At 70.7% G+C, this 17,603-nt stretch carries 17 protein-coding genes and 1 riboswitch; of the genes, 1 reads left to right on the plus strand and 16 read right to left on the minus strand.

Going from position 1 to position 17,603, the window contains the following annotated elements; genetic code table 11:
- Positions 1-195: 195 nt before the first annotated feature.
- From BLU02_RS04470 to infC, 16 genes are all read right to left on the minus strand, one after another.
- Positions 196-2,343, minus strand: coding sequence for a bifunctional hydroxymethylpyrimidine kinase/phosphomethylpyrimidine kinase (locus BLU02_RS04470; RefSeq protein WP_083370883.1), 2,148 nt, complete (start codon positions 2,341-2,343; stop codon positions 196-198).
- Positions 2,340-3,188 (minus strand): hydroxyethylthiazole kinase, encoded by an 849-nt coding sequence (gene thiM / locus BLU02_RS04475; protein ID WP_083370884.1) that lies wholly within the window; start codon positions 3,186-3,188, stop codon positions 2,340-2,342. Before thiM ends, BLU02_RS04470 begins: the two co-directional genes overlap by 4 nt.
- Positions 3,179-3,272, minus strand: a riboswitch (TPP riboswitch). Its footprint overlaps the gene before it by 10 nt.
- Before the next feature lie 7 nt (positions 3,273-3,279).
- Positions 3,280-4,251, minus strand: coding sequence for an NAD-dependent epimerase/dehydratase family protein (locus tag BLU02_RS04480; RefSeq protein WP_060923496.1), 972 nt, complete (start codon positions 4,249-4,251; stop codon positions 3,280-3,282).
- Between the two features lie 215 nt (positions 4,252-4,466).
- Positions 4,467-7,013 (minus strand): phenylalanine--tRNA ligase subunit beta, encoded by a 2,547-nt coding sequence (pheT, locus tag BLU02_RS04485; RefSeq protein WP_060923497.1) that lies wholly within the window; start codon positions 7,011-7,013, stop codon positions 4,467-4,469.
- Positions 7,013-8,053, minus strand: a complete 1,041-nt coding sequence (gene pheS, locus BLU02_RS04490; RefSeq protein WP_083370885.1) for a phenylalanine--tRNA ligase subunit alpha — start codon at positions 8,051-8,053, stop codon at positions 7,013-7,015. Before pheS ends, pheT begins: the two co-directional genes overlap by 1 nt.
- A 45-nt stretch (positions 8,054-8,098) precedes the next feature.
- Complete coding sequence (locus tag BLU02_RS04495) at positions 8,099-9,022, minus strand: amino acid ABC transporter permease (protein ID WP_082750080.1); 924 nt, start codon at positions 9,020-9,022, stop codon at positions 8,099-8,101.
- Positions 9,019-9,675, minus strand: a complete 657-nt coding sequence (locus tag BLU02_RS04500; RefSeq protein WP_060922531.1) for an amino acid ABC transporter permease — start codon at positions 9,673-9,675, stop codon at positions 9,019-9,021. Before BLU02_RS04500 ends, BLU02_RS04495 begins: the two co-directional genes overlap by 4 nt.
- Before the next feature lie 62 nt (positions 9,676-9,737).
- Entirely contained in the window at positions 9,738-10,646 is a 909-nt protein-coding gene (locus tag BLU02_RS04505) for a glutamate ABC transporter substrate-binding protein (RefSeq protein ID WP_060922530.1), read from the minus strand.
- A gap of 47 nt (positions 10,647-10,693) precedes the next feature.
- Positions 10,694-11,440: an amino acid ABC transporter ATP-binding protein gene (locus tag BLU02_RS04510; RefSeq protein ID WP_060922536.1), complete on the minus strand. Its 747-nt coding sequence runs from the start codon at positions 11,438-11,440 to the stop codon at positions 10,694-10,696.
- A 262-nt stretch (positions 11,441-11,702) separates the two neighbouring features.
- Positions 11,703-12,665, minus strand: a complete 963-nt coding sequence (locus BLU02_RS04515) for a TAXI family TRAP transporter solute-binding subunit (RefSeq protein ID WP_231919639.1) — start codon at positions 12,663-12,665, stop codon at positions 11,703-11,705.
- Positions 12,662-14,035 (minus strand): sensor histidine kinase, encoded by a 1,374-nt coding sequence (locus BLU02_RS04520; RefSeq protein WP_060922529.1) that lies wholly within the window; start codon positions 14,033-14,035, stop codon positions 12,662-12,664. The genes BLU02_RS04515 and BLU02_RS04520 overlap by 4 nt, the downstream gene beginning before the upstream one ends.
- 3 nt (positions 14,036-14,038) lie before the next feature.
- Positions 14,039-14,710, minus strand: coding sequence for a response regulator transcription factor (locus tag BLU02_RS04525; RefSeq protein ID WP_060922528.1), 672 nt, complete (start codon positions 14,708-14,710; stop codon positions 14,039-14,041).
- Positions 14,711-14,733: 23 nt separating this feature from the next.
- Complete coding sequence (locus tag BLU02_RS04530; protein WP_060922527.1) at positions 14,734-15,546, minus strand: TrmH family RNA methyltransferase; 813 nt, start codon at positions 15,544-15,546, stop codon at positions 14,734-14,736.
- Positions 15,547-15,634: 88 nt separating this feature from the next.
- Complete coding sequence (gene rplT, locus BLU02_RS04535; protein WP_017202428.1) at positions 15,635-16,021, minus strand: 50S ribosomal protein L20; 387 nt, start codon at positions 16,019-16,021, stop codon at positions 15,635-15,637.
- A 32-nt stretch (positions 16,022-16,053) separates the two neighbouring features.
- Positions 16,054-16,248 carry a 50S ribosomal protein L35 gene (gene rpmI / locus BLU02_RS04540; RefSeq protein WP_025105280.1) on the minus strand — a complete coding sequence of 65 codons (195 nt, stop codon included), beginning with the start codon at positions 16,246-16,248 and terminating at the stop codon, positions 16,054-16,056.
- Positions 16,249-16,320: 72 nt separating this feature from the next.
- Positions 16,321-16,935 carry a translation initiation factor IF-3 gene (gene infC, locus BLU02_RS04545; RefSeq protein ID WP_105950149.1) on the minus strand — a complete coding sequence of 205 codons (615 nt, stop codon included), beginning with the start codon at positions 16,933-16,935 and terminating at the stop codon, positions 16,321-16,323.
- 258 nt (positions 16,936-17,193) lie between these two features.
- On the opposite strand from infC, the gene BLU02_RS04550 reads away from it, so the two are divergent.
- Entirely contained in the window at positions 17,194-17,592 is a 399-nt protein-coding gene (locus BLU02_RS04550) for a DUF1844 domain-containing protein (RefSeq protein ID WP_060922526.1), read from the plus strand.
- The last annotated feature ends 11 nt before the right edge of the window (positions 17,593-17,603 follow it).

The raw sequence follows: 17,603 nt of genomic DNA on the forward strand, positions 1-17,603 counted from the left end.
GGCGGGGCCGGAGGCGGCGACACCGGCACTCGACCGCCGCGCGGACGCAGGCAGAAGGGCGGGGTCGCCTAGAATCGGCGGCCGCGACGTCGGCGCACGGCGATGACGCTCGGGACGAGCGTCGAAGGAGCGGTGGCGACCGAAGGCATGCGGCGACGATAGCGCGGGCGCGTTCGGCACCGCAAATCCGGGGCGTCACACGACGTCGGGAGCAGACGGCGCGGCGAAGAAGGCGCGTTCGTGCGCGCTCGACGTGAGGAAGGCGCGCCGCATCCGCTCCCGGCCGGTGTCGTCGGCCCTCGCAGCCGCGGCGGCGACATGCGCGACGGCCTGCCGGGTGGCCGCCGCGAAAGCCGGATCCGCATAGGTCGCCAGCCACGATGCGTAGGGATGCCGGGGGTCACGGGGCGCCGCGCCGAACGCTCCGGCATGGAGCCGCTCGCCCAGGTCGGTGTAGAGCCAGAAGCACGGCAGCACGGCCGCGATCACCGTGGCGTAGTCCCCACCGAAGGCGACGGCGCGCAGGTGGTCGAGGTAGGCGACCGTGGCCGGGGCGGGTTCGGTGGCGAAGGTCGCGGCGCTCACCCCGGTCTCCGGGGTCAGCCATGCCGCGTGCAGCTCCAGCTCGCCGCGGATCGCGCCGTGCGCGGCCTCCGCCCAGAACGCCTGCTCGTCGGGGGTCGGAGCGAGACGCGACGCCTCCGCGAGCACCCGCGCGTACTCGCGGAGGTAGAGGGCATCCTGCGCGAGGTAGAAGACGAAGGCGTCGCGGTCGAGAGTCCCCTCGGCGAGCGCGCGCACGAAGGGCAGCGCGTCGATGTCGCGGCGGATCGCGGCGGTCTCGTCCCACCAGGCCGCGGCGACCTCCTCCGGTGTCGGCCGGGTCTCGGCCCTGCCGCGGGCCCAGAGTCCCGCCAGATGATGGATCGGGCCGTGTCCTCGCCCGACGTCCAGGTCGTCCGCCGCGCGGAGGGACTCCCGCAACCAGGCGCGCGCGGCGCGGACCGCCGTCGCCGGATCGTCGCCCCTCGCCAGTCGTGTGGCCAGAGCCGCGGACAGCGAGCAGCCGGTGCCGTGGGTGTTCTCCGTCCGGATGCGCGGCCCGGGGAACTCCGCGTGCGTACCGGCTGCCGTGTCGATCAGGGCGTCCGGCGCCTCGTCCCCGGGCAGATGCCCGCCCTTCACCAGCACCGCGGTCCCCGTATCGGCCGACAGCTCTCGCGCCGCGGCGAGCGCGTCCGCCCAGTCCGCCACCTCGCGACCGACGAGCACCGCCAGCTCCGCGAGGTTCGGGGTGACCACGGTCGCCAGGGACAGCAGATCCCGGAGCTCCAGCTCCGCGTCGGGCTGGAGCAGCCGGTCCCCCGAGGTGGCGATCATGACCGGGTCGAGCACGACGATCGGGGGCTGCGTCGCCCGGAGCCACGCGGCGACCGTCCGGATCACCTCGACGTCCGCGAGCATGCCGATCTTCACGGCGTCGATGCGGATGTCGTCGCCGACGGCGTCGAGCTGCGCCCGCAGGAAGTCCGCGGGCGGAACGTGCACGGCGCGGACGCCCTGCGTGTTCTGGGCGGTCAGGGCCGTGAGGGCGGCCATGCCGTAGCCCCCGTGCGCGACGATCGCCTTGAGGTCGGCCTGGATGCCCGCGCCGCCGGACGGATCGCTGCCGGCGATGCTGAGCACGTGCGGCACCGCCCGCCCGAGCCACCGCCGACGGAAGGCCGCGGCGGCGGCCCGGGGATCCTCTGCCGCGCACAGCGCCGAGACCACCGCGATCCCGGCCGCACCGGCCGCGCGCAGCGCCGCCGTGTCGTCGAGGTCCACCCCGCCGATGGCGACGCACGGCAGCGCACTGCGCGCGGCGAACGCGGCGAAGCCGTCGATGCCGAGCGGGTCCGGATGGTCGGGCTTCGTGCGCGTGGGCCGGATCACGCCGACGCCGAGGTAGTCGACCGTCCCCAGCGGAAGCGCGTTCACGGCATCGAGATGGGCAGCGGTGTTCGCCGTGAGCCCGATCAGCGCCTCCGGGCCGAGAAGTTCGCGCGCGCGGAGCACCGAGGCATCCGCCTGGCCGAGGTGCACCCCGTCCACCCTGGCACCGCGGCGACGGGCCTCGACGGCGGCGTCGAGGCGATCGTTCACGACGAGCAGCGCGCGACCGTCGATGGCCACGGACAGGGCGCGGAGCTGGTCGACCGTCTCCTCGTCCGTCGCCTCCTTGTCGCGGAGCTGCACGATGCGGACCCCACCCGCCACGGCCTCGCGGACGGTCTCGACCACCCCACGAGCACCGCACAGCGACCGATCGGTGACGAGGTAGAGGGACAGGTCGACGGTCATCGGGCCTCCTCCTCGACGCGGGCGCGGGCCTGGAGATCCGCCGGGGTCACGGCGGACAGAGCGTCGAGCAGTCCGACGGCGAAGCTGCCCGGTCCGCGGGAGCTCTCCGCCGCCTGCTCGGCCGCGACCGTGTAGACGAGGGCCGCCGCGGCCACCGCCGTCAGCGCGTCGGTCCCGGTGCCGCGGGCCGCCCCGAGGAAGGCCGCCATCACGGCGCCCAACGCGCAGCCGCCGCCGGTCACCCGCGTGAGCAGCTCGTGCCCATTCGCGATGCGGATCACCCGCTCCCCGTCGGTGAGGAGATCGACCGGGCCGGAGACGGCGACCACGGAACCGTGCCGGACGGCGAGCTCCCGCGCCGCCGCTGCCGCCGCCTCGGTCCCGTCCGTCGCGTCGACACCGCGGCCGCCGCTGCTGTGTCCGGCCAGCGCGAGGATCTCCGACGCGTTGCCGCGGATGGCGGTCGGGCGCAGCGCGACCAGCTCGTGGGCCAGCGCCGTCCGCACCGGGAGGGTGCCGATCGCGACGGGATCGAGCACCCACGGCGTGCCGGCGGCGCGCGCTCCGGCCACGGCCTCCCTGCTCGCCTCCCGTTGCTCCGGGGTCGGCGTCCCGAGATTGACGAGGAGCCCCGAGGCGGCAGCGGCGAACGGCTCGGTCTCGCCGACGATGTCGACCATGGCCGGCGCCGCCCCGAGCGCCAGCAGCACGTTGGCGGTGAAGCCCGTCACGACGGCGTTCGTGACGCAGTGCGTCAACGGCGGCGCAGCCCGGACCTCCTCCCGCAGCCTTCCCGCCGTGGCGGCGAGGTCGAGGACGGATTGCGGACGCACAGGATCGCTCATTGCGACATCCCTTCGCTAGTACGAACTAGATCAGGTTCGACGGGTGTGATCTCAGCCGCGGATGCGGCACCCCGTGTCACTGCCTCGCAGTCTAGCGAGCGAAGGCGTCGAGCAGCGCCCGCTCCTCCGTCCGCGTGAGTCCGGCGCGGCGCTCCCTGTCCACGCCCCGATCGCGCTCGTCCGCCACGACGCTTTCCGCCGTCTCGTCGAGGGGGCGGAGGGTGCCTCCGCTGCGGCGATACCGCGCGTTCGAGCGGGTCATGAATCCGCTCATCTCGGGTGGCAGCCACAGCGGCAGCGAGCGCGGCCCCGCCCAGTACGCGACACCCTCCGCGACGAGACGCTCCTCCGTGCCGACGACGAGCGGCCCGGTGTGTCCGGTGGCCGCGCGCACGGTCCGCAGCACGTCGTCCAGCTCGCGCACGTCGCCGATCGCGTTCACGGTACCGGTGACGGTGGCGGACACGACGAAGGCGGCGACATCCTCGACGTCGATGACCTGCGCCGTGCGCCCGTCGAGGGGCGGGAGCAGCACCGGCTCGTCCAGCGCCCGGAGGAACGCCGCCGCCCAGTAGCCGAAGCGATCGCTGGGGTCGCCGGTGCCGACGATGAGGCCGGGACGGACGAGGAGCGCGCGGTCGCCGAGGCTCGCCTGCACGGCATCCTCCGCCGCCACCTTCTGCCGCGCGTAGTCGTCATCTTCACCGGCCTGCGCGGCCGGATGCCGCGGGGCCGACTCGTCCGCCCCGACCGTCTCGTCATCGCGGTAGACCGACATCGACGAGATGTACGTCCACCGGGCGGCACGGTCGCCGAGCGCACGGACCGCCCCGGAGACATGAGCGGCGCGGGAGGAGACGTCGACGACGTGATCCCAATCGGTGCGCGAGACGACGTCGTAGGCGGCCTCCTCATCCCGGTCCGCCAGCACGAGGGTCGCTCCCGGCGGCGCCGGGCGTCCGCCGCGGGCGAGGCAGGTCACGGACGCTCCCGCTCCCAACGCGTGCGCGGCGATGCGCCCCGACAGCCATCCGGTTCCCCCGAGGATCAGCACATCCGTCATGTGCCCATGTCATCAGGATCGACGACTCGGGGGAAGGGCCTCCGCTCAGAGCGGAGCAGGACAGGCCGCCACGCGAGCGCAGGCCCTCACGCGAGCGCAGCCGACCACGCGAACCCAGGCCATCACGCGAGTACAGGCCACCGGCACTGCTGTCGCCTGATGCCGCGCGAGCGCCTGATGCCGCGCGGCCTCCAGGAAGCCGCGCGGCATCGCGATCAGTCGCGGAGGGCGGCGCCGAAGCGGTCCGCGGCGACGGCGACGCCCGCCATCTTCGCCTCGGAGGCCTCCGCGGCCGTGAGCGTGCGGTCGTCGGCGCGGAAGCGTAGCGCGAACGTCAGCGACTTCGATCCCTCGGGCACACCCTCGCCGCGGTAGTCGTCCACCAGCCGGACGGACTCCAGCAGGGCACCCGCGCCCTCGGCGAGAGCAGCGCGGACCTCGCCTGCCGGCACCTCGGCCGGGAGCGTGAGCGAGACGTCCTGCGTCGCGGCCGGGAACGTGGAGAGCGATGCCGCCACGATGCGTCCTCCGGCGAGCGTGAGCAGCCGGTCGAGGTCCAGCTCCAGCACGGTGGCGCGACCCGGCAGGTCGGCCTCCTCGGCGACGGCGGGATGCAGCTCGCCGACGTAGCCGATCTCCTCGCCGCCGGCGACCAGCGCACCGGTGCGTCCGGGGTGGAGCGCGGCGCGCTGCGTCTGCACGACGTCGATCTCGATGCCCGCGGCGGCCCCGATCACGCGGACCGCGTCGAGCGCCTCGACGAGTCCGGCGGCCTCGGCCGCACGCCCCGGCTGACGCGGCGACACGTTGCCGGTCAGCAGCACCGCGACGTGGCGCTCCTGCGGGGGGATGGAGGCGTCGAGCGCTGCGAGCACCTCATCAGACGGCCGGACACCCAGCGGCGGGACCTCGGCGGTGCCGTACTCCACGCCGGGCTCCGGGACGAACACGGCGCCCGTCTCGAACAGCGCCAGATCGGTGAGCCCGCGCGAGATGTTGCGGTGCGCGGTCTGCAGCAGACCGGGGATGAGCGAGCGCCGCAGGAACGGCACCTGCCCGTCGAGCGGGTTCGCGAGGCGGATGCCGGGCAGGTGCTCACCGGACGCGGAGCCGTGCAGATCGTTCTGCGCCTCGGTCGTGAACGGGAACGCCGGGGTCTCGACGAATCCTGCGGCGGCGAGAGCGTTCACCACGCGGCGACGCCCCCGCTGGTGGGCCGTGAGGCCGCGACCGGACGGCGGCGTCGGCAGCACCGCGGGGATGCGGTCGAGCCCGTGGATGCGGGCGACCTCCTCGGCGAGCGTCCACTTGTCGGTGAGGTCGGGGCGCCAGGTCGGCGGGATGACCGTCCACCCGGAGTCACCCTGGGTCCCTTCGCCGTCCGCCTGGGTCCCTGAGCCTGTCGAAGGGCTGACCTCCGCCCCGATCGTCGTGAGCGCCCCGGTGATCTCGTCGTCGGTGTAGTCGACGCCGATCAGTCCCTGCACGAAACCGCGCGGGAGCTCGATCTCGGCGACGAAGACCTCGGCGAAGAGCGCGCCACCCTCCTCCGTGAGCGTGCCACCGGCGAGCTCGACCATGAGGTCGGCCGCGCGTCGGGCTGCGACGAAGGGGATCAGCGGGTCGACGCCGCGCTCGAAGCGCTTGGACGCCTCGCTCGGGAGCTTGTGCCGGCGGGCCGTGCGGGCGATGGTCGTCGCGTCGAAGGTCGCCGCCTCGATGAGCACGTTCCGCGTGGTGTCGCTCATCTCGGTGGTGCCGCCGCCCATGACACCGGCGAGGCCGATCGGACCGGACTCGTCGGTGATGAGGAGGTCTTCGACGTGCAGCTTCCGCTCCACGCCGTCGAGCGTCGTCATCTTCTCCCCCGGCGTCGCGCGCCGGACGGTGATGCCGCCCGTGAGCTTGTCGAGGTCGTAGCCGTGCAGCGGCTGGCCGAGCTCGAGCATGACGTAGTTCGTGATGTCGATGAGCACACCCAGCGACCGCATGCCGGCGAGGCTCAGGCGCGCGATCATCCACGGCGGGGTGGGCCGCGACGGATCGACGTCGCGCACGACGCGGGTGACGAACTCGCTCGCGCCGACCTTGCCGCGCACCGGCGCCTGATCGTCCACCACGGCCGTGTGTCCGGAACCGGGCTGCAGCTCGGCGAAGTCGCGCTCGGCGGGGTCGCGGAAGGCCGCCCCCGTAGCGTGGGAGTACTCACGGGCGACGCCGCGCACCGAGAACGCGTAGCCGCGGTCCGGTGTGACGTTGATCTCCACCGCGACGTCGTCGAGGCCGAGGAGCGCGATCGCGTCGGTGCCCACCGGCGCATCAATGCCGAGGTCGCTCAGCACGACGATGCCGTTGTGCTCGTCGCCGAGACCCAGCTCGCGCGCGGAGGCGATCATGCCGTCCGACACGTGACCGTAGGTCTTGCGGGCGGCGATGGGGAACGGCCCGGGAAGGACGGCGCCGGGCAGGGTCACGACGACCTTGTCTCCGACGCCGAAGTTGTGCGCGCCGCAGACGATCCCACGGACGCCGCCGTGCTCGGGACCGACGTCGACCTGGCACCAGTTGATGGTCTTGCCGTTGGACTGGGGTTCCGGCTCGAGCGAGACGACCTCGCCGACCACCACGGGACCCGTGATGTCGAAGCGGTGCACGTCCTCCTCTTCGAAGCCGACGGTCACCAGCGCCGCGAGGACGTCCTCGGGCGTGGCATCCGCTGCCAGATCGACGTACTCACGCAGCCACGAAAGCGGGACGCGCATCACACCACCATCCCGTACTGCTCGCTGAAACGGACATCGCCCTCGGCCATGTCGCGCATGTCCTGCACATCGCTGCGGAACATCAGGCCCCGCTCGATGCCCATGCCGAACGCGAAGCCGCTGTACACCTCCGGGTCGATCCCGGCCGCGCGCAGCACGTTCGGGTTGACCATGCCGCAGCCGCCCCACTCGATCCAGCGCGCGCCGCCCTTGAAGGTCGGGTGCCACAGGTCGAGCTCGGCGGAGGGCTCGGTGAAGGGGAAGTAGTTCGTGCGGAAGCGGGTCTTGGCCTCCGGGCCGAAGAGCTGCTTCGCGAAGTGGTCGAGCGTGCCCTTGAGGTGCGCCATCGTGATGCCCTTGTCGACGACCAGTCCCTCGAACTGCGTGAAGACCGGGAGGTGCGTCGCGTCGAACTCGTCGGTGCGGTACACGCGGCCCGGGCACAGCACGTAGATGGGGACCTCGCGGTTCAGCATCGACCGCACCTGCACCGGGCTCGTGTGCGTGCGCATGACGAGGTGGCGCGAGGTCGGGTCGACGTAGAAGGTGTCCTGCTCCTGACGGGCGGGGTGATCGACGTCGAAGTTCAGGGCGTCGAAGTTGAACCACTCGTGCTCGAGCTCCGGCCCCTCCGCGATCTCCCACCCCATGCCGACGAAGATGTCCTCGACGTGGTCCTGCAGGAGGGCCAGCGGGTGGCGGGCGCCCACGCGCGTCCGCGACGGGACGGCGGTGATGTCGACGCGCTCGGCCTCCAGTCGCGCGGCGACCTCGGCGGCGGCCAGCTCGGCCTCCTTCGCCGCGAGCGCCTGGTTCACACGACCGCGGCCCTGACCGACGAGCTTGCCGAACGCGGCCTTGTTCTCGGGGGCGACCTGGCGCATCGAGGCGTTCAGGACCGCGAGCGGCGATCCCTCCGCGACGTGCGCCGCACGGGCGGCTTTCAGCGCGGCGGTGTCGGCGGCCGCCTCGATCGCCGCGAGGGCGTCGGCGACAGCGGCTTCGACCGCTTCGGGGGTGATTTCCGGAGACTCTGACACGGGAGTCGAGTCTACCGGCGCGGGACGGGCGTCCCGCGCCGATACTCACTCGCGCTTGGAGCGTCGCGACCGGCTGTCACCCTTCTGCAGCGTGAGCAGCTGCGTGTCGGTGCCGCCCTCGTGAAGTCGCGGATCGAGCTCAGGATCGACGGTGCCGCCAGCGAGAACCTTCGCCGATCGACGCGTGCGCACCTCCACCCAACGTGCGATGCCGGAGAGGATGAGGCACATGATGATGTAGATGCCGCCGATGACGAAGGCGGACTGCAGGATCGGGCGCCCCTGCTGTGAGGTCAGCTGCTTCGCGAAGTAGAGCAACTCGGGGTACGTGATGATGAAGCCGAGGGCGGTGTCCTTCATCGTGACCACGAGCTGGGCGACGATCACAGGGAGCATCGCGCGAATGGCCTGCGGTAGCAGGATGAGGCGCATCACGCCGCTCTTGCGCAGTCCGATCGCGTAGCCCGCTTCCTTCTGCCCGCGCGGCAGCGACTCCACTCCGGCACGGAGCACCTCGGCGAGCACGGAGCCGTTGTACGCCATGAGGGCGAGGACGACCGCCCAGTATGGGTCCATCTTCACGCCCACCACGGGGAGCCCGTAGTAGAGCAGCATCATGAAGACGAGGACCGGCACGGCGCGGAACAGCTCCGTGACGATCGTGACGGGGACGCGGACCCACGCGTGGTCAGACAACCGCCCGATCGCGAGGACGAAGCCGAGGATGAGGCTGAGGACCGCGGCCAGCGCGAAGGCCGCCAGGGTGTTCACGAGGGCACGGGCGATGCCTGCCCAGACGTTGGTGAAGGTGAAGACGTACCACTTCTGCGGGGAGAACTGCCCCGTTTCGATCATTCGATAGATCACGAAGCCGAAGGCTGCCAGCACCACGAGGATGGTCACGACAGCGATGATCCGGTTGCGCGCGATGGCGCGGGGACCCGGGACGTCGTACAGTACGGAGCTCATCGGGCGATCCTCCATCGGTTCTCGAGATACCGCTGACCCCAGCTCATCAGCATGACAAGGGCGACGAAGACCACCGCGACCCAGAGCAGAACCTCCATCGGGTTGCCCGGGCGATCGGCCGAGTCGTTGACCGTCGAGCGCAGGGCCGCGAGCTCCGCGATCGAGAAGCCGGCGGCCACCGTGGTGTTCTTCAGCAAGGCGATGAAGACGCTCATCATTGGCGGGACGACCGAGCGGAAGGCCTGCGGCAGGATGACGAGCGTCATGACCTGTCCGAACGGGAGACCGATGGCCCGCGCAGCTTCAGCTTGCCCGACGGGGACGGTGTTGATGCCCGCGCGCAGGACCTCGGCGACATACGTGGCCGTGTAGATGCCGATCGCGAGGATGCCCAGCACGGTGTTCGACAGCTCGGGCAGACCGAGCTGGGGATACCCGAACACGAAGAAGAAGAAGACCAGTGTCAGTGGCGTGTTGCGCACGATGTTGACGTACACCGTGCCGACGCCGCGCGCGATCGGCACGGGCGAGACGCGCATCGCGCCGACGATGATTCCCAGGACCAGGGCGATGATGCCGCCGGCGAAGAAGACGAGCAGCGTGTTGCTGATCGCCTCGCCCCACAGGTCGAGGTTCCCGAAGATGACGTCCACGCCACCCTCCCCTTCTCGGTTCAAGCTGTGGGCGGCCCTTGGAGGAGGGCCGCCCCATAGGATCAGTACGCGTCGACCTCGGGCTGCTCGACCTCGATGCCGCTGGAGCCGAGGTTCTTGTCGAAGATCGCCTGCCAGATGTCGCCACCGTCGGTGAAGAGCTCGTTGATGTGCGCGCGGAAGACGTCATCGCCCTTGGCCAGCCCGACTCCGTAGCGCTCCTCCGTGAAGAGACCGCCGGTGACCTTCACGTCGTCCGGGTACTGCGCCGCATAGCCGATCAGGATGGCCTGGTCAGTGGTGACGGCGTCGACCTTGCCGTCGATCAGGTCCTGCACGCACGCCGAGTACAGGTCGTATTCCTGCGTTTTGATGTCGGGGAAGTTCGCCTTGATGTTCTGGATCGGGGTGGAGCCGGTCGCCGAGCAGACGGTCTTGCCGTTGAAGTCCTCGAGCGCATCCGCGTCCTCCGCGTCGGCGGCGACGAGGAGGCCCTGACCCGTGATGAAGTACGGCCCGGCGAAGTCGATCTGCTCCTTGCGCTTGTCGTTGATCGAGTAGGTGCCGACGTAGTAGTCGATGTCGCCGTTCACGATCGCCTGCTCGCGGTTCGCGGAGGCGATCGGCTTGAACTCGATCTTGTCCTCGTCATAGCCGAGGGACGCCGCGATCCAGCGCGCGATGTCGACGTCGAAGCCGGTGCGCTCGTTCGTGGTCACGTCGAGGTAGCCGAGGCCGGGCTGGTCCTCCTTGACACCGACGACGACCTTGCCGCGCTCCTCGATGGCGTCGAACGTCGGGCTGCCCTCGAGCTGCACGTCCGAGGCGACCTCGAACCAGGTGCTGTCTTCACCCGCATCGCCGTCACCCCCGCCTCCGGGGTTCGACGGCGTGCCGCTGTTGCAGGCCGTGAGCGCGAGCAGCGCCACCGTGGCGATCCCGAATCCGGCCAGTGTCCGTGTACGTCGCATGTGCGTCTCCTTCATGTGCTGTGCTGTGGGTGCGGGGTCTGGGGAAGTCAGTGCGTGAGGAGCTTCGAGAGGAAGTCCTTCGCGCGGTCGCTCTTCGGGTTCGTGAAGAACTCCTCGGGCGTGGCCTCCTCGACGATGCGGCCGTCCGCCATGAAGACGACCCGGTCGGCCGCCTTGCGCGCGAAGCCCATCTCGTGGGTGACGACGATCATCGTCATGCCCTCCTGGGCGAGCTCGACCATGACGTCGAGGACCTCGTTGATCATCTCCGGGTCGAGCGCGCTCGTGGGCTCGTCGAAGAGCATGACCTTCGGCTGCATGGCCAGGGCCCGCGCGATCGCGACGCGCTGCTGCTGGCCGCCGGAGAGCTGCGCGGGGAGCTTGTTCGCCTGCTGCGCGACGCCGACGCGCTTGAGGAGCATCATGGCCTCCGCCTCGGCGTCGGACTTCTTGAGTCCGCGGACCTTGATCGGGCCGAGCGTCACGTTCTCGAGGATCGTGAGGTGCGCGAAGAGGTTGAAGGACTGGAAGACCATGCCGACGTCGGCCCGCAGGTGCGCGAGAGCCTTGCCTTCCGCGGGCAGCTCCTTGCCGTCGATGCGGATCGAGCCGCTGGTGATGGTCTCCAGGCGGTTGATCGTGCGGCAGAGCGTCGACTTGCCCGAGCCGGAGGGGCCGATCACGACGACGACCTCCCCCGCGTTGACGGTGAGGTCGATGTCGCTGAGCGCCTGGAACTCGCCGTAGTGCTTCTGGACGTTCTCGACGACGACGAGCGGGGTTTCAGAGGTCATCATTTCTCCAAACTAGCCACGCGATGCGCGCGGTTCCAGGCACCACGGTGAGGTTTACACGTTCGTAATCACCTGATCGCGGCGCCAATGCATCCTCGCAGGGGCACCCCACGGCCCGCCCCCTCGGGCCGCGGGATCGCCCTGCTGCCACGCTCCCAGCGACAGCAGGCAGCAGGTGTCCGATCGTGTGCGATCGACCTCACCCTGGCAGAGCCCGCGCACGGCTGTCAGGGATCTTGAGGATTTCTTGAGGGGGCGCCGGTCACCGGCGCAGATCGCGGTAGTACTGCTCCGCGCCGGGGTGCAGGGGCACCGGCCCGGTGAAGATCGCCGACCGGCGGTCCAGCAGCGCCGCCGCCGGTACGTCGGCCGCCAGCGAGGTGCGCGCCGCGAACAGGCCCGCGACGAGATCGTGCACCACGCCGGGCGGGGTGCTGCCGGCGGTGACGAGGTAGTTCGGCACCGCCAACGTCGTCACCGAGGCATCGAGGCCGTAGGTGCCTGCAGGCACGTCGGCGGGCCGGTACGCGTGGGAGTAGCGCTCGTTGACCGCGTTCACCCAGTCCTGCTTGACCGGGAGCAGGCGCACGTCGATGGTGCCCGCGAGGTCCGCGATGCCAGGTGTCGGCAGCCCGCCCACCCAGAAGAAGCCGTCGATCTCGCCCCGCTCCATCGCGGCGATCGACCCGCCGAGGTCGAGCTGCGGGTCGTCGACCGCCTCGGCCGCGACGCCGGCCGCGTGGAGCACTCGCGTGGCGATCACGTTCACGCCCGAGTTCTCCGCGCCGAGGGAGATCGTCCGTCCGGCGAGGTCCGCGACGTCTTCGACGGCCGAGTCGTCCCGCACGACGATCTGCAGGTACTCGTCGTAGAGGCGGGCGACCGCCTGCACATCCAGCGGCTCGGCGAAGGCGCCCGTCCCCGCCACGGCATCGGCGGCCGCATCGCCCTGCGCGAAGCCGAGGAGGGCCTCCCCCGCGGTCACGCGCAACAGGTTGTCCACCGATCCCGCCGTCACCTCCGCCGTGAGGTCGACGTCGAGCTCACGCGACAGCTCTGTCGCGAGGTGGCTGCCGTAGTCGTGGTACACACCGGTGGGGCTGCCCGCGGCGAGCACGGCGACGGTCTGCGTCCAGTCCTCGGAACGCGGACTGCACGCGCTCAACGCGACCGCCGCCACGAGCGCGAGCATCCCGGCGACGACACGCCGCCCCCGCCCGCTCACGCTGCCGCCTCCGCGGGGAGGACGAGGGCTACGAGGAGCCCGCCGCCGTCGGCGCCGCGCACCCGCAGCTCGCCCCCGACCGTCGCGAGGAGGTCGGTCGCGATCGCCAGCCCCAGACCGGTTCCCGGCATGTCGCCGCTGTCCGCGCTCCGCCAGAAGCGGTCTGCCGCCGACGACGCATCCTCCGGTGACAGCCCGGGACCGTGGTCGCGCACGGTGAGCTGGCATTCGTCGCCCGCGCGCTGCGCACCGACCTCGATGGACGAGCCCTCCGGCGAGTACTTCACCGCGTTGTCGATCGCGGCGTCGAGCGCGCTCTCCACGATGGTGCGGTCGGTGATCGTCATGACCGACGACTCCCCCGTCCGGCGCAGCACGATGGCCCGCTGCGCCGCCACCTCCTGCCAGGCCTCGACCCGGCGGCCGGCGACGGCGGCGAGATCGACCGCCGACATCGTGGAGTCGGTGCGACCGCCGCGGGCGAGTCCGAGGAGGGTCTCCAGGATGCGGGTCATCCGCCGGCCCTCTTCCCTGGTCTCCTCCACGTCGTGGTCCCACTCGCGTCCCAGCCCCGTCGCGAGGTGCTCGACGCGCAGCAACAGCGCGTTGAGCGGATTCCGCAGCTCGTGCGAGGCGTTCAGCGCGAACTCCTGCTGTCTCGTCATGACGCGCTCGATCTCATCGGCCATGCCGTTGAACACCCGCGTCATGCGCCGCAGCTCGGGCGGGCCGGTGCCTTCGGCCACCCGGGCGTCCATCTCCCCCCGCTCGATCGCCGCCATCGCCTCGTCGAGACGGCGCACCGGCGAGAGCACCCAGCGCGCGAGCCCCGCGACCAAGAGGATGCCGAGCGCGCTGAGCAGCACGACGATGAGTGCGAGCACGAGCGTCCGCCGCAGGATGACGATCTGCGGGGTGTCCGTGCCGCCCCTGACGAGCACCGCACCGATCACATCGCCGTCGTCGAACACGGGTTCCACCAGCGCCGCATCGGACACGACCCACGGGGAGGACGTCGGTTGCTCGGCGCGGCGACCGGAGAGCGCCAGCCGCACACGCTGCGCATCCTCCTCCGACAGCACCGCGTCTCCGTGGTCACCGGCCGCCCAGGGGCTGCCGGTGAGATCGAACACGGTCACCTCGATTCCGTAGACCTCCTGGAAGCGACGGACCTCGGCGTCCATCACCGCCGGACTCCCGGAGCGCAGCGCCTGTCGGGCGCTCGTCGCGAAGTACCCGAGGTCGCCGAGCTGCTCGGCATAGAACGACTGCTGGACGCTGCGTGCCGCGCTCCACCCGGTCACGCCGCCGAGTGCGACGAGCACGATGATCAACGGCACGAGGAACACGACGGTCAGGCGGCGGCGCACGCGTCAGGACCCCGCGAGCCGGTAGCCGACGCCGCGCACGGTCTCGATGAACGCGCGATCGCCGCTCTTCTTCCGGATGGCGGCCACGTGCACCTCGAGGGAGTGGCCGAAGCCACGCCAATCGGTGTTCCAGACCTCGCGGATGAGGCGCTCCTTCGGCACCGCGACACCCGGATACCGCGCGAGCACGCCCACGATGTCGAACTCCTTGCGGGTGAGCGCCAGCGGCACCCCGCCGACCTGCACCTCCCGCGCCACGAGGTCGATCTGCACCGCGCCGCCTTGCAGCAGCACGCGGGTGTCCGGCTCCGTCCGCAGCGGCCGCGATCGCCGGGTGACCGCCTCGATCCGCGCCAGGAGCTCGTGCACGTCGTAGGGCTTCACCACGAAGTCGTCGGCACCGGCGCGCAGTCCCTTGATGCGCTCGGCGACCTGGTTACGCGCGGTGACGATGACGATCGGCACGTCGGAGCGCCCGCGGATGCGGCGGCAGAGGTCGATGCCGTCGACATCCGGCAGCCCGAGGTCGAGCAGCACCACCTCGGTGTCGGCATCGAGGTGCTCCAGCGCCGCGGCCCCGTCGGCCGCATGCACGGTGGCATAGCCCGAGCGCGCGAGGAAGGCCTGCAAGGCCCCCGCCACCCGCTCGTCGTCCTCGACGATCAGTATCCGCATCCCGCGTCCCGTTCTTCGCCGGGTCAGCCCGTGGAGGCCGCGCGTTGGGCGAACGCGCTCTCATACAGGCAGACACTCGCCGCGGTGGCCAGGTTGAGCGATTCGGCGCGCCCGAAGATCGGCAACCGGAGGACACGGTCGGCCTGCGTCAGCGCCTCATCCTCGAGCCCGCGCGCCTCGTTGCCGAACAGCCAGGCGGTCGGCTCGCCCAGCACGCCGTCGGCGCGTGCCGCGAGGAGGTCGTCCCCCTTCACGTCCGCCGCGAGGATCTGCAGGCCCGCATCGTGTGCCCGTCGGACGACCTCGTCGAGCTCACCGCCCACCGAGACCGGAAGGTGGAAGAGCGAGCCGGTCGTCGCCCGCACCACCTTGGGGTTGTACGGATCGACCGTGCGACCGGTGAGCACGACGGCATCGGCGCCGGCGGCGTCGGCGGCCCGGATGATGGTGCCGAGGTTGCCAGGGTCGCGCACCTCCTCGCAGATCGCGACGAGACGCGGTGCCGCATCGAAGATGTCCCGCACCGAAGTCGGCGTCTGACGGACGACCGCGACGAGCCCCTGCGGGGTCACCGTGTCGGCCATCGCGTGGAGGACGTCCTCGCTCACGTACTCGACGTCGACGTCCGCCTCCGCGGCGGCGGCGCGGATGTCCGCGTGCTTCTCCCAGCCGTGCGGGGTCGCGAAGAGCTCGACGATCGCTTCGGGGCGGTACGTCAGGGCCTCGCGGACGGACTGCGGACCTTCCAGCAGGAAAAGACCGGTCTCGGTGCGGGCGCTGCGCTTGGTCAGCTTGGCGACGGCACGGACTCGGGGGGAACGGGGGTTCTCCAGCACGAACTCAGTCTACGGTCAGCCCGACACCGCCCGGATACGCGGAACGGGCGCCTTCCCGGAGGAAGACGCCCGTTCGGAAGCGAGATGCTTACGCCGCGGACTTCGGCGCGTTGACGTCGGAGGGCAGAGCCTTCTTCGCCGTCTCGACCAGCGTCGTGAACGTCGCGGCGTCGTTCACCGCGAGGTCGGCGAGCATGCGACGGTCGACCGTGACACCCGCGAGGCCCAGACCCTGGATGAAGCGGTTGTACGTCATGCCGTTCTGGCGGGCCGCAGCGTTGATGCGCTGGATCCACAGACGACGGAAGTCGCCCTTGCGCTTGCGACGGTCCCGGTACGAGTAGACCAGGGAGTGGATGACCTGCTCCTTGGCCTTCCGGTAGAGGCGCGAACGCTGACCGCGGTAGCCGGAGGCGCGCTCGAGGATGACCCGACGCTTCTTGTGGGCGTTGACCGCCCGCTTGACTCTTGCCATTTTCCTGTGTTCCTATCCTGCGATCGGGCGCGTCAGCGACCGAGAAGCTTCTTCGCGACCTTGAAGTCCGCCTTCGCGAGCACCTGGTCCTGGTTCAGACGACGGGTGCGACGGCTCGACTTGTGCTCGAGGTTGTGGCGCATCCCGGCCTGCTGCTTCTTCAGCTTGCCGCTGCCGGTGATCTTGAAGCGCTTCTTAGCACCCGAGTGGGTCTTCTGCTTCGGCATCTTCTCTTCCTTCGTATGGCGCCTTCTCAGGCGACGGTGTCAACCCGCGGTGCGGGAGTTCTGGGGGCGGACCTACTCCGCCTTGGCGTCCGCGGAGGCGTCCGCGTCGTTCTTCGCCTCGCGCGCGGCCTGCTTGTTCGCGGCGCGCACGGCGTTCTGCTCCTGCTTCGCCTCGGACTTGCTCTTGTGCGGCGCGACGACCATCACCATGTTGCGGCCGTCGATGGTCGGGTTGGACTCGACCGTGCCGAACTCGGCGACGTCCTCGGCGAACTTGCGCAGCAGACGGACACCCTGCTCCGGGCGAGACTGCTCTCGACCGCGGAAGAGGATCATGGCCTTGACCTTGTCGCCGGCCTTGAGGAAGCCCTCGGCGCGCTTGAGCTTCGTCGTGTAGTCGTGCGCCTCGATCTTCAGACGGAAGCGGACTTCCTTGAGGATCGTGTTCGCCTGGTTGCGACGCGCTTCCTTTTCCTTCTGCGCGGCCTCGTACTTGAACTTGCCGTAGTCCATGATCTTGACGACGGGCGGCTTCGAGTTCGGGGCGACCTCGACGAGGTCGAGATCGGCTTCCTGGGCGAGACGCAGCGCTGCCTCGATGCGGACAACGCCGATCTGCTCACCCGCGGGGCCGACGAGGCGGACCTCGGGGACGCGGATGCGCTCATTGGTACGGGGATCGCTGATGCGGAGCTCCTTAGACGATGTGATTCGGCCACCGTGATGCGGTCTGCATCCCGGGCGAAATCGAAGTCGTCCCCCCACCCGCCGGCGTTCAGATACCGGCTTCGCACCCTGTCTACCGGCCCTCTCGTGACGAGCGGAGCCGGCGGAGCGCAAGACCCGGTAGCCTGGAACGGCAAGCGCGGGTGGGAAGTGAATCCTCTTTCGTTCCGGAGCATGACGCTCCGGAGCCCGCCAAAGTCTAACAGAAAGCAAGGCGAAGTGACGAACCAGGCATCGGACGAGGCGGCCCGCGAGCGCGAGGAGCGATGGGCTCGGCAGGAGGAGGCAGCCTCCTCGGCCGTCCGTGACATCGCCGACGTCCCCGCCGTCGAGGTGATCACGACCGCCGCCGTGCACCTCATGAGCGCCGCGGCCGTGAAGCTCGGCCTGGCGGACGACCCCGAAGCCGCGGCCCAGCTCGACCTCGATGAGGCACGGAAGCTCATCAACGCCCTGGCAGGGCTCATCACCGCCGGCGCCCCTGAGATCAGCGACATGCACGCCCGCTCGTTGCGCGACGGCCTCCGGTCGCTGCAGCTCGCCTTCCGCGAGGCCTCGACCATCCCCGACCCGATCGGCAAGGGCCCGGGCGAGAAGTGGACCGGTCCCGTCACCTGATCCGGCCGAAG

Source organism: Microbacterium paraoxydans (assembly GCF_900105335.1).
In the GTDB taxonomy this organism is placed as follows: Bacteria; Actinomycetota; Actinomycetes; order Actinomycetales; family Microbacteriaceae; genus Microbacterium; species Microbacterium paraoxydans.

Excerpts from the sequence above, each read along its gene's own strand:
- BLU02_RS04470 (WP_083370883.1), bottom strand. The coding sequence starts at position 2,343 with ATGACCGTCGACCTGTCCCTCTACCTCGTCACCGATCGGTCGCTGTGC.
- thiM (WP_083370884.1), bottom strand. The coding sequence starts at position 3,188 with ATGAGCGATCCTGTGCGTCCGCAATCCGTCCTCGACCTCGCCGCCACG.
- BLU02_RS04480 (WP_060923496.1), bottom strand. The coding sequence starts at position 4,251 with ATGACGGATGTGCTGATCCTCGGGGGAACCGGATGGCTGTCGGGGCGC.
- pheT (WP_060923497.1), bottom strand. The coding sequence starts at position 7,013 with ATGCGCGTCCCGCTTTCGTGGCTGCGTGAGTACGTCGATCTGGCAGCG.
- BLU02_RS04495 (WP_082750080.1), bottom strand. The coding sequence starts at position 9,022 with ATGAGCTCCGTACTGTACGACGTCCCGGGTCCCCGCGCCATCGCGCGC.
- BLU02_RS04505 (WP_060922530.1), bottom strand. The coding sequence starts at position 10,646 with ATGCGACGTACACGGACACTGGCCGGATTCGGGATCGCCACGGTGGCG.
- BLU02_RS04510 (WP_060922536.1), bottom strand. The coding sequence starts at position 11,440 with ATGACCTCTGAAACCCCGCTCGTCGTCGTCGAGAACGTCCAGAAGCAC.
- BLU02_RS04525 (WP_060922528.1), bottom strand. The coding sequence starts at position 14,710 with ATGCGGATACTGATCGTCGAGGACGACGAGCGGGTGGCGGGGGCCTTG.
- rplT (WP_017202428.1), bottom strand. The coding sequence starts at position 16,021 with ATGGCAAGAGTCAAGCGGGCGGTCAACGCCCACAAGAAGCGTCGGGTC.
- rpmI (WP_025105280.1), bottom strand. The coding sequence starts at position 16,248 with ATGCCGAAGCAGAAGACCCACTCGGGTGCTAAGAAGCGCTTCAAGATC.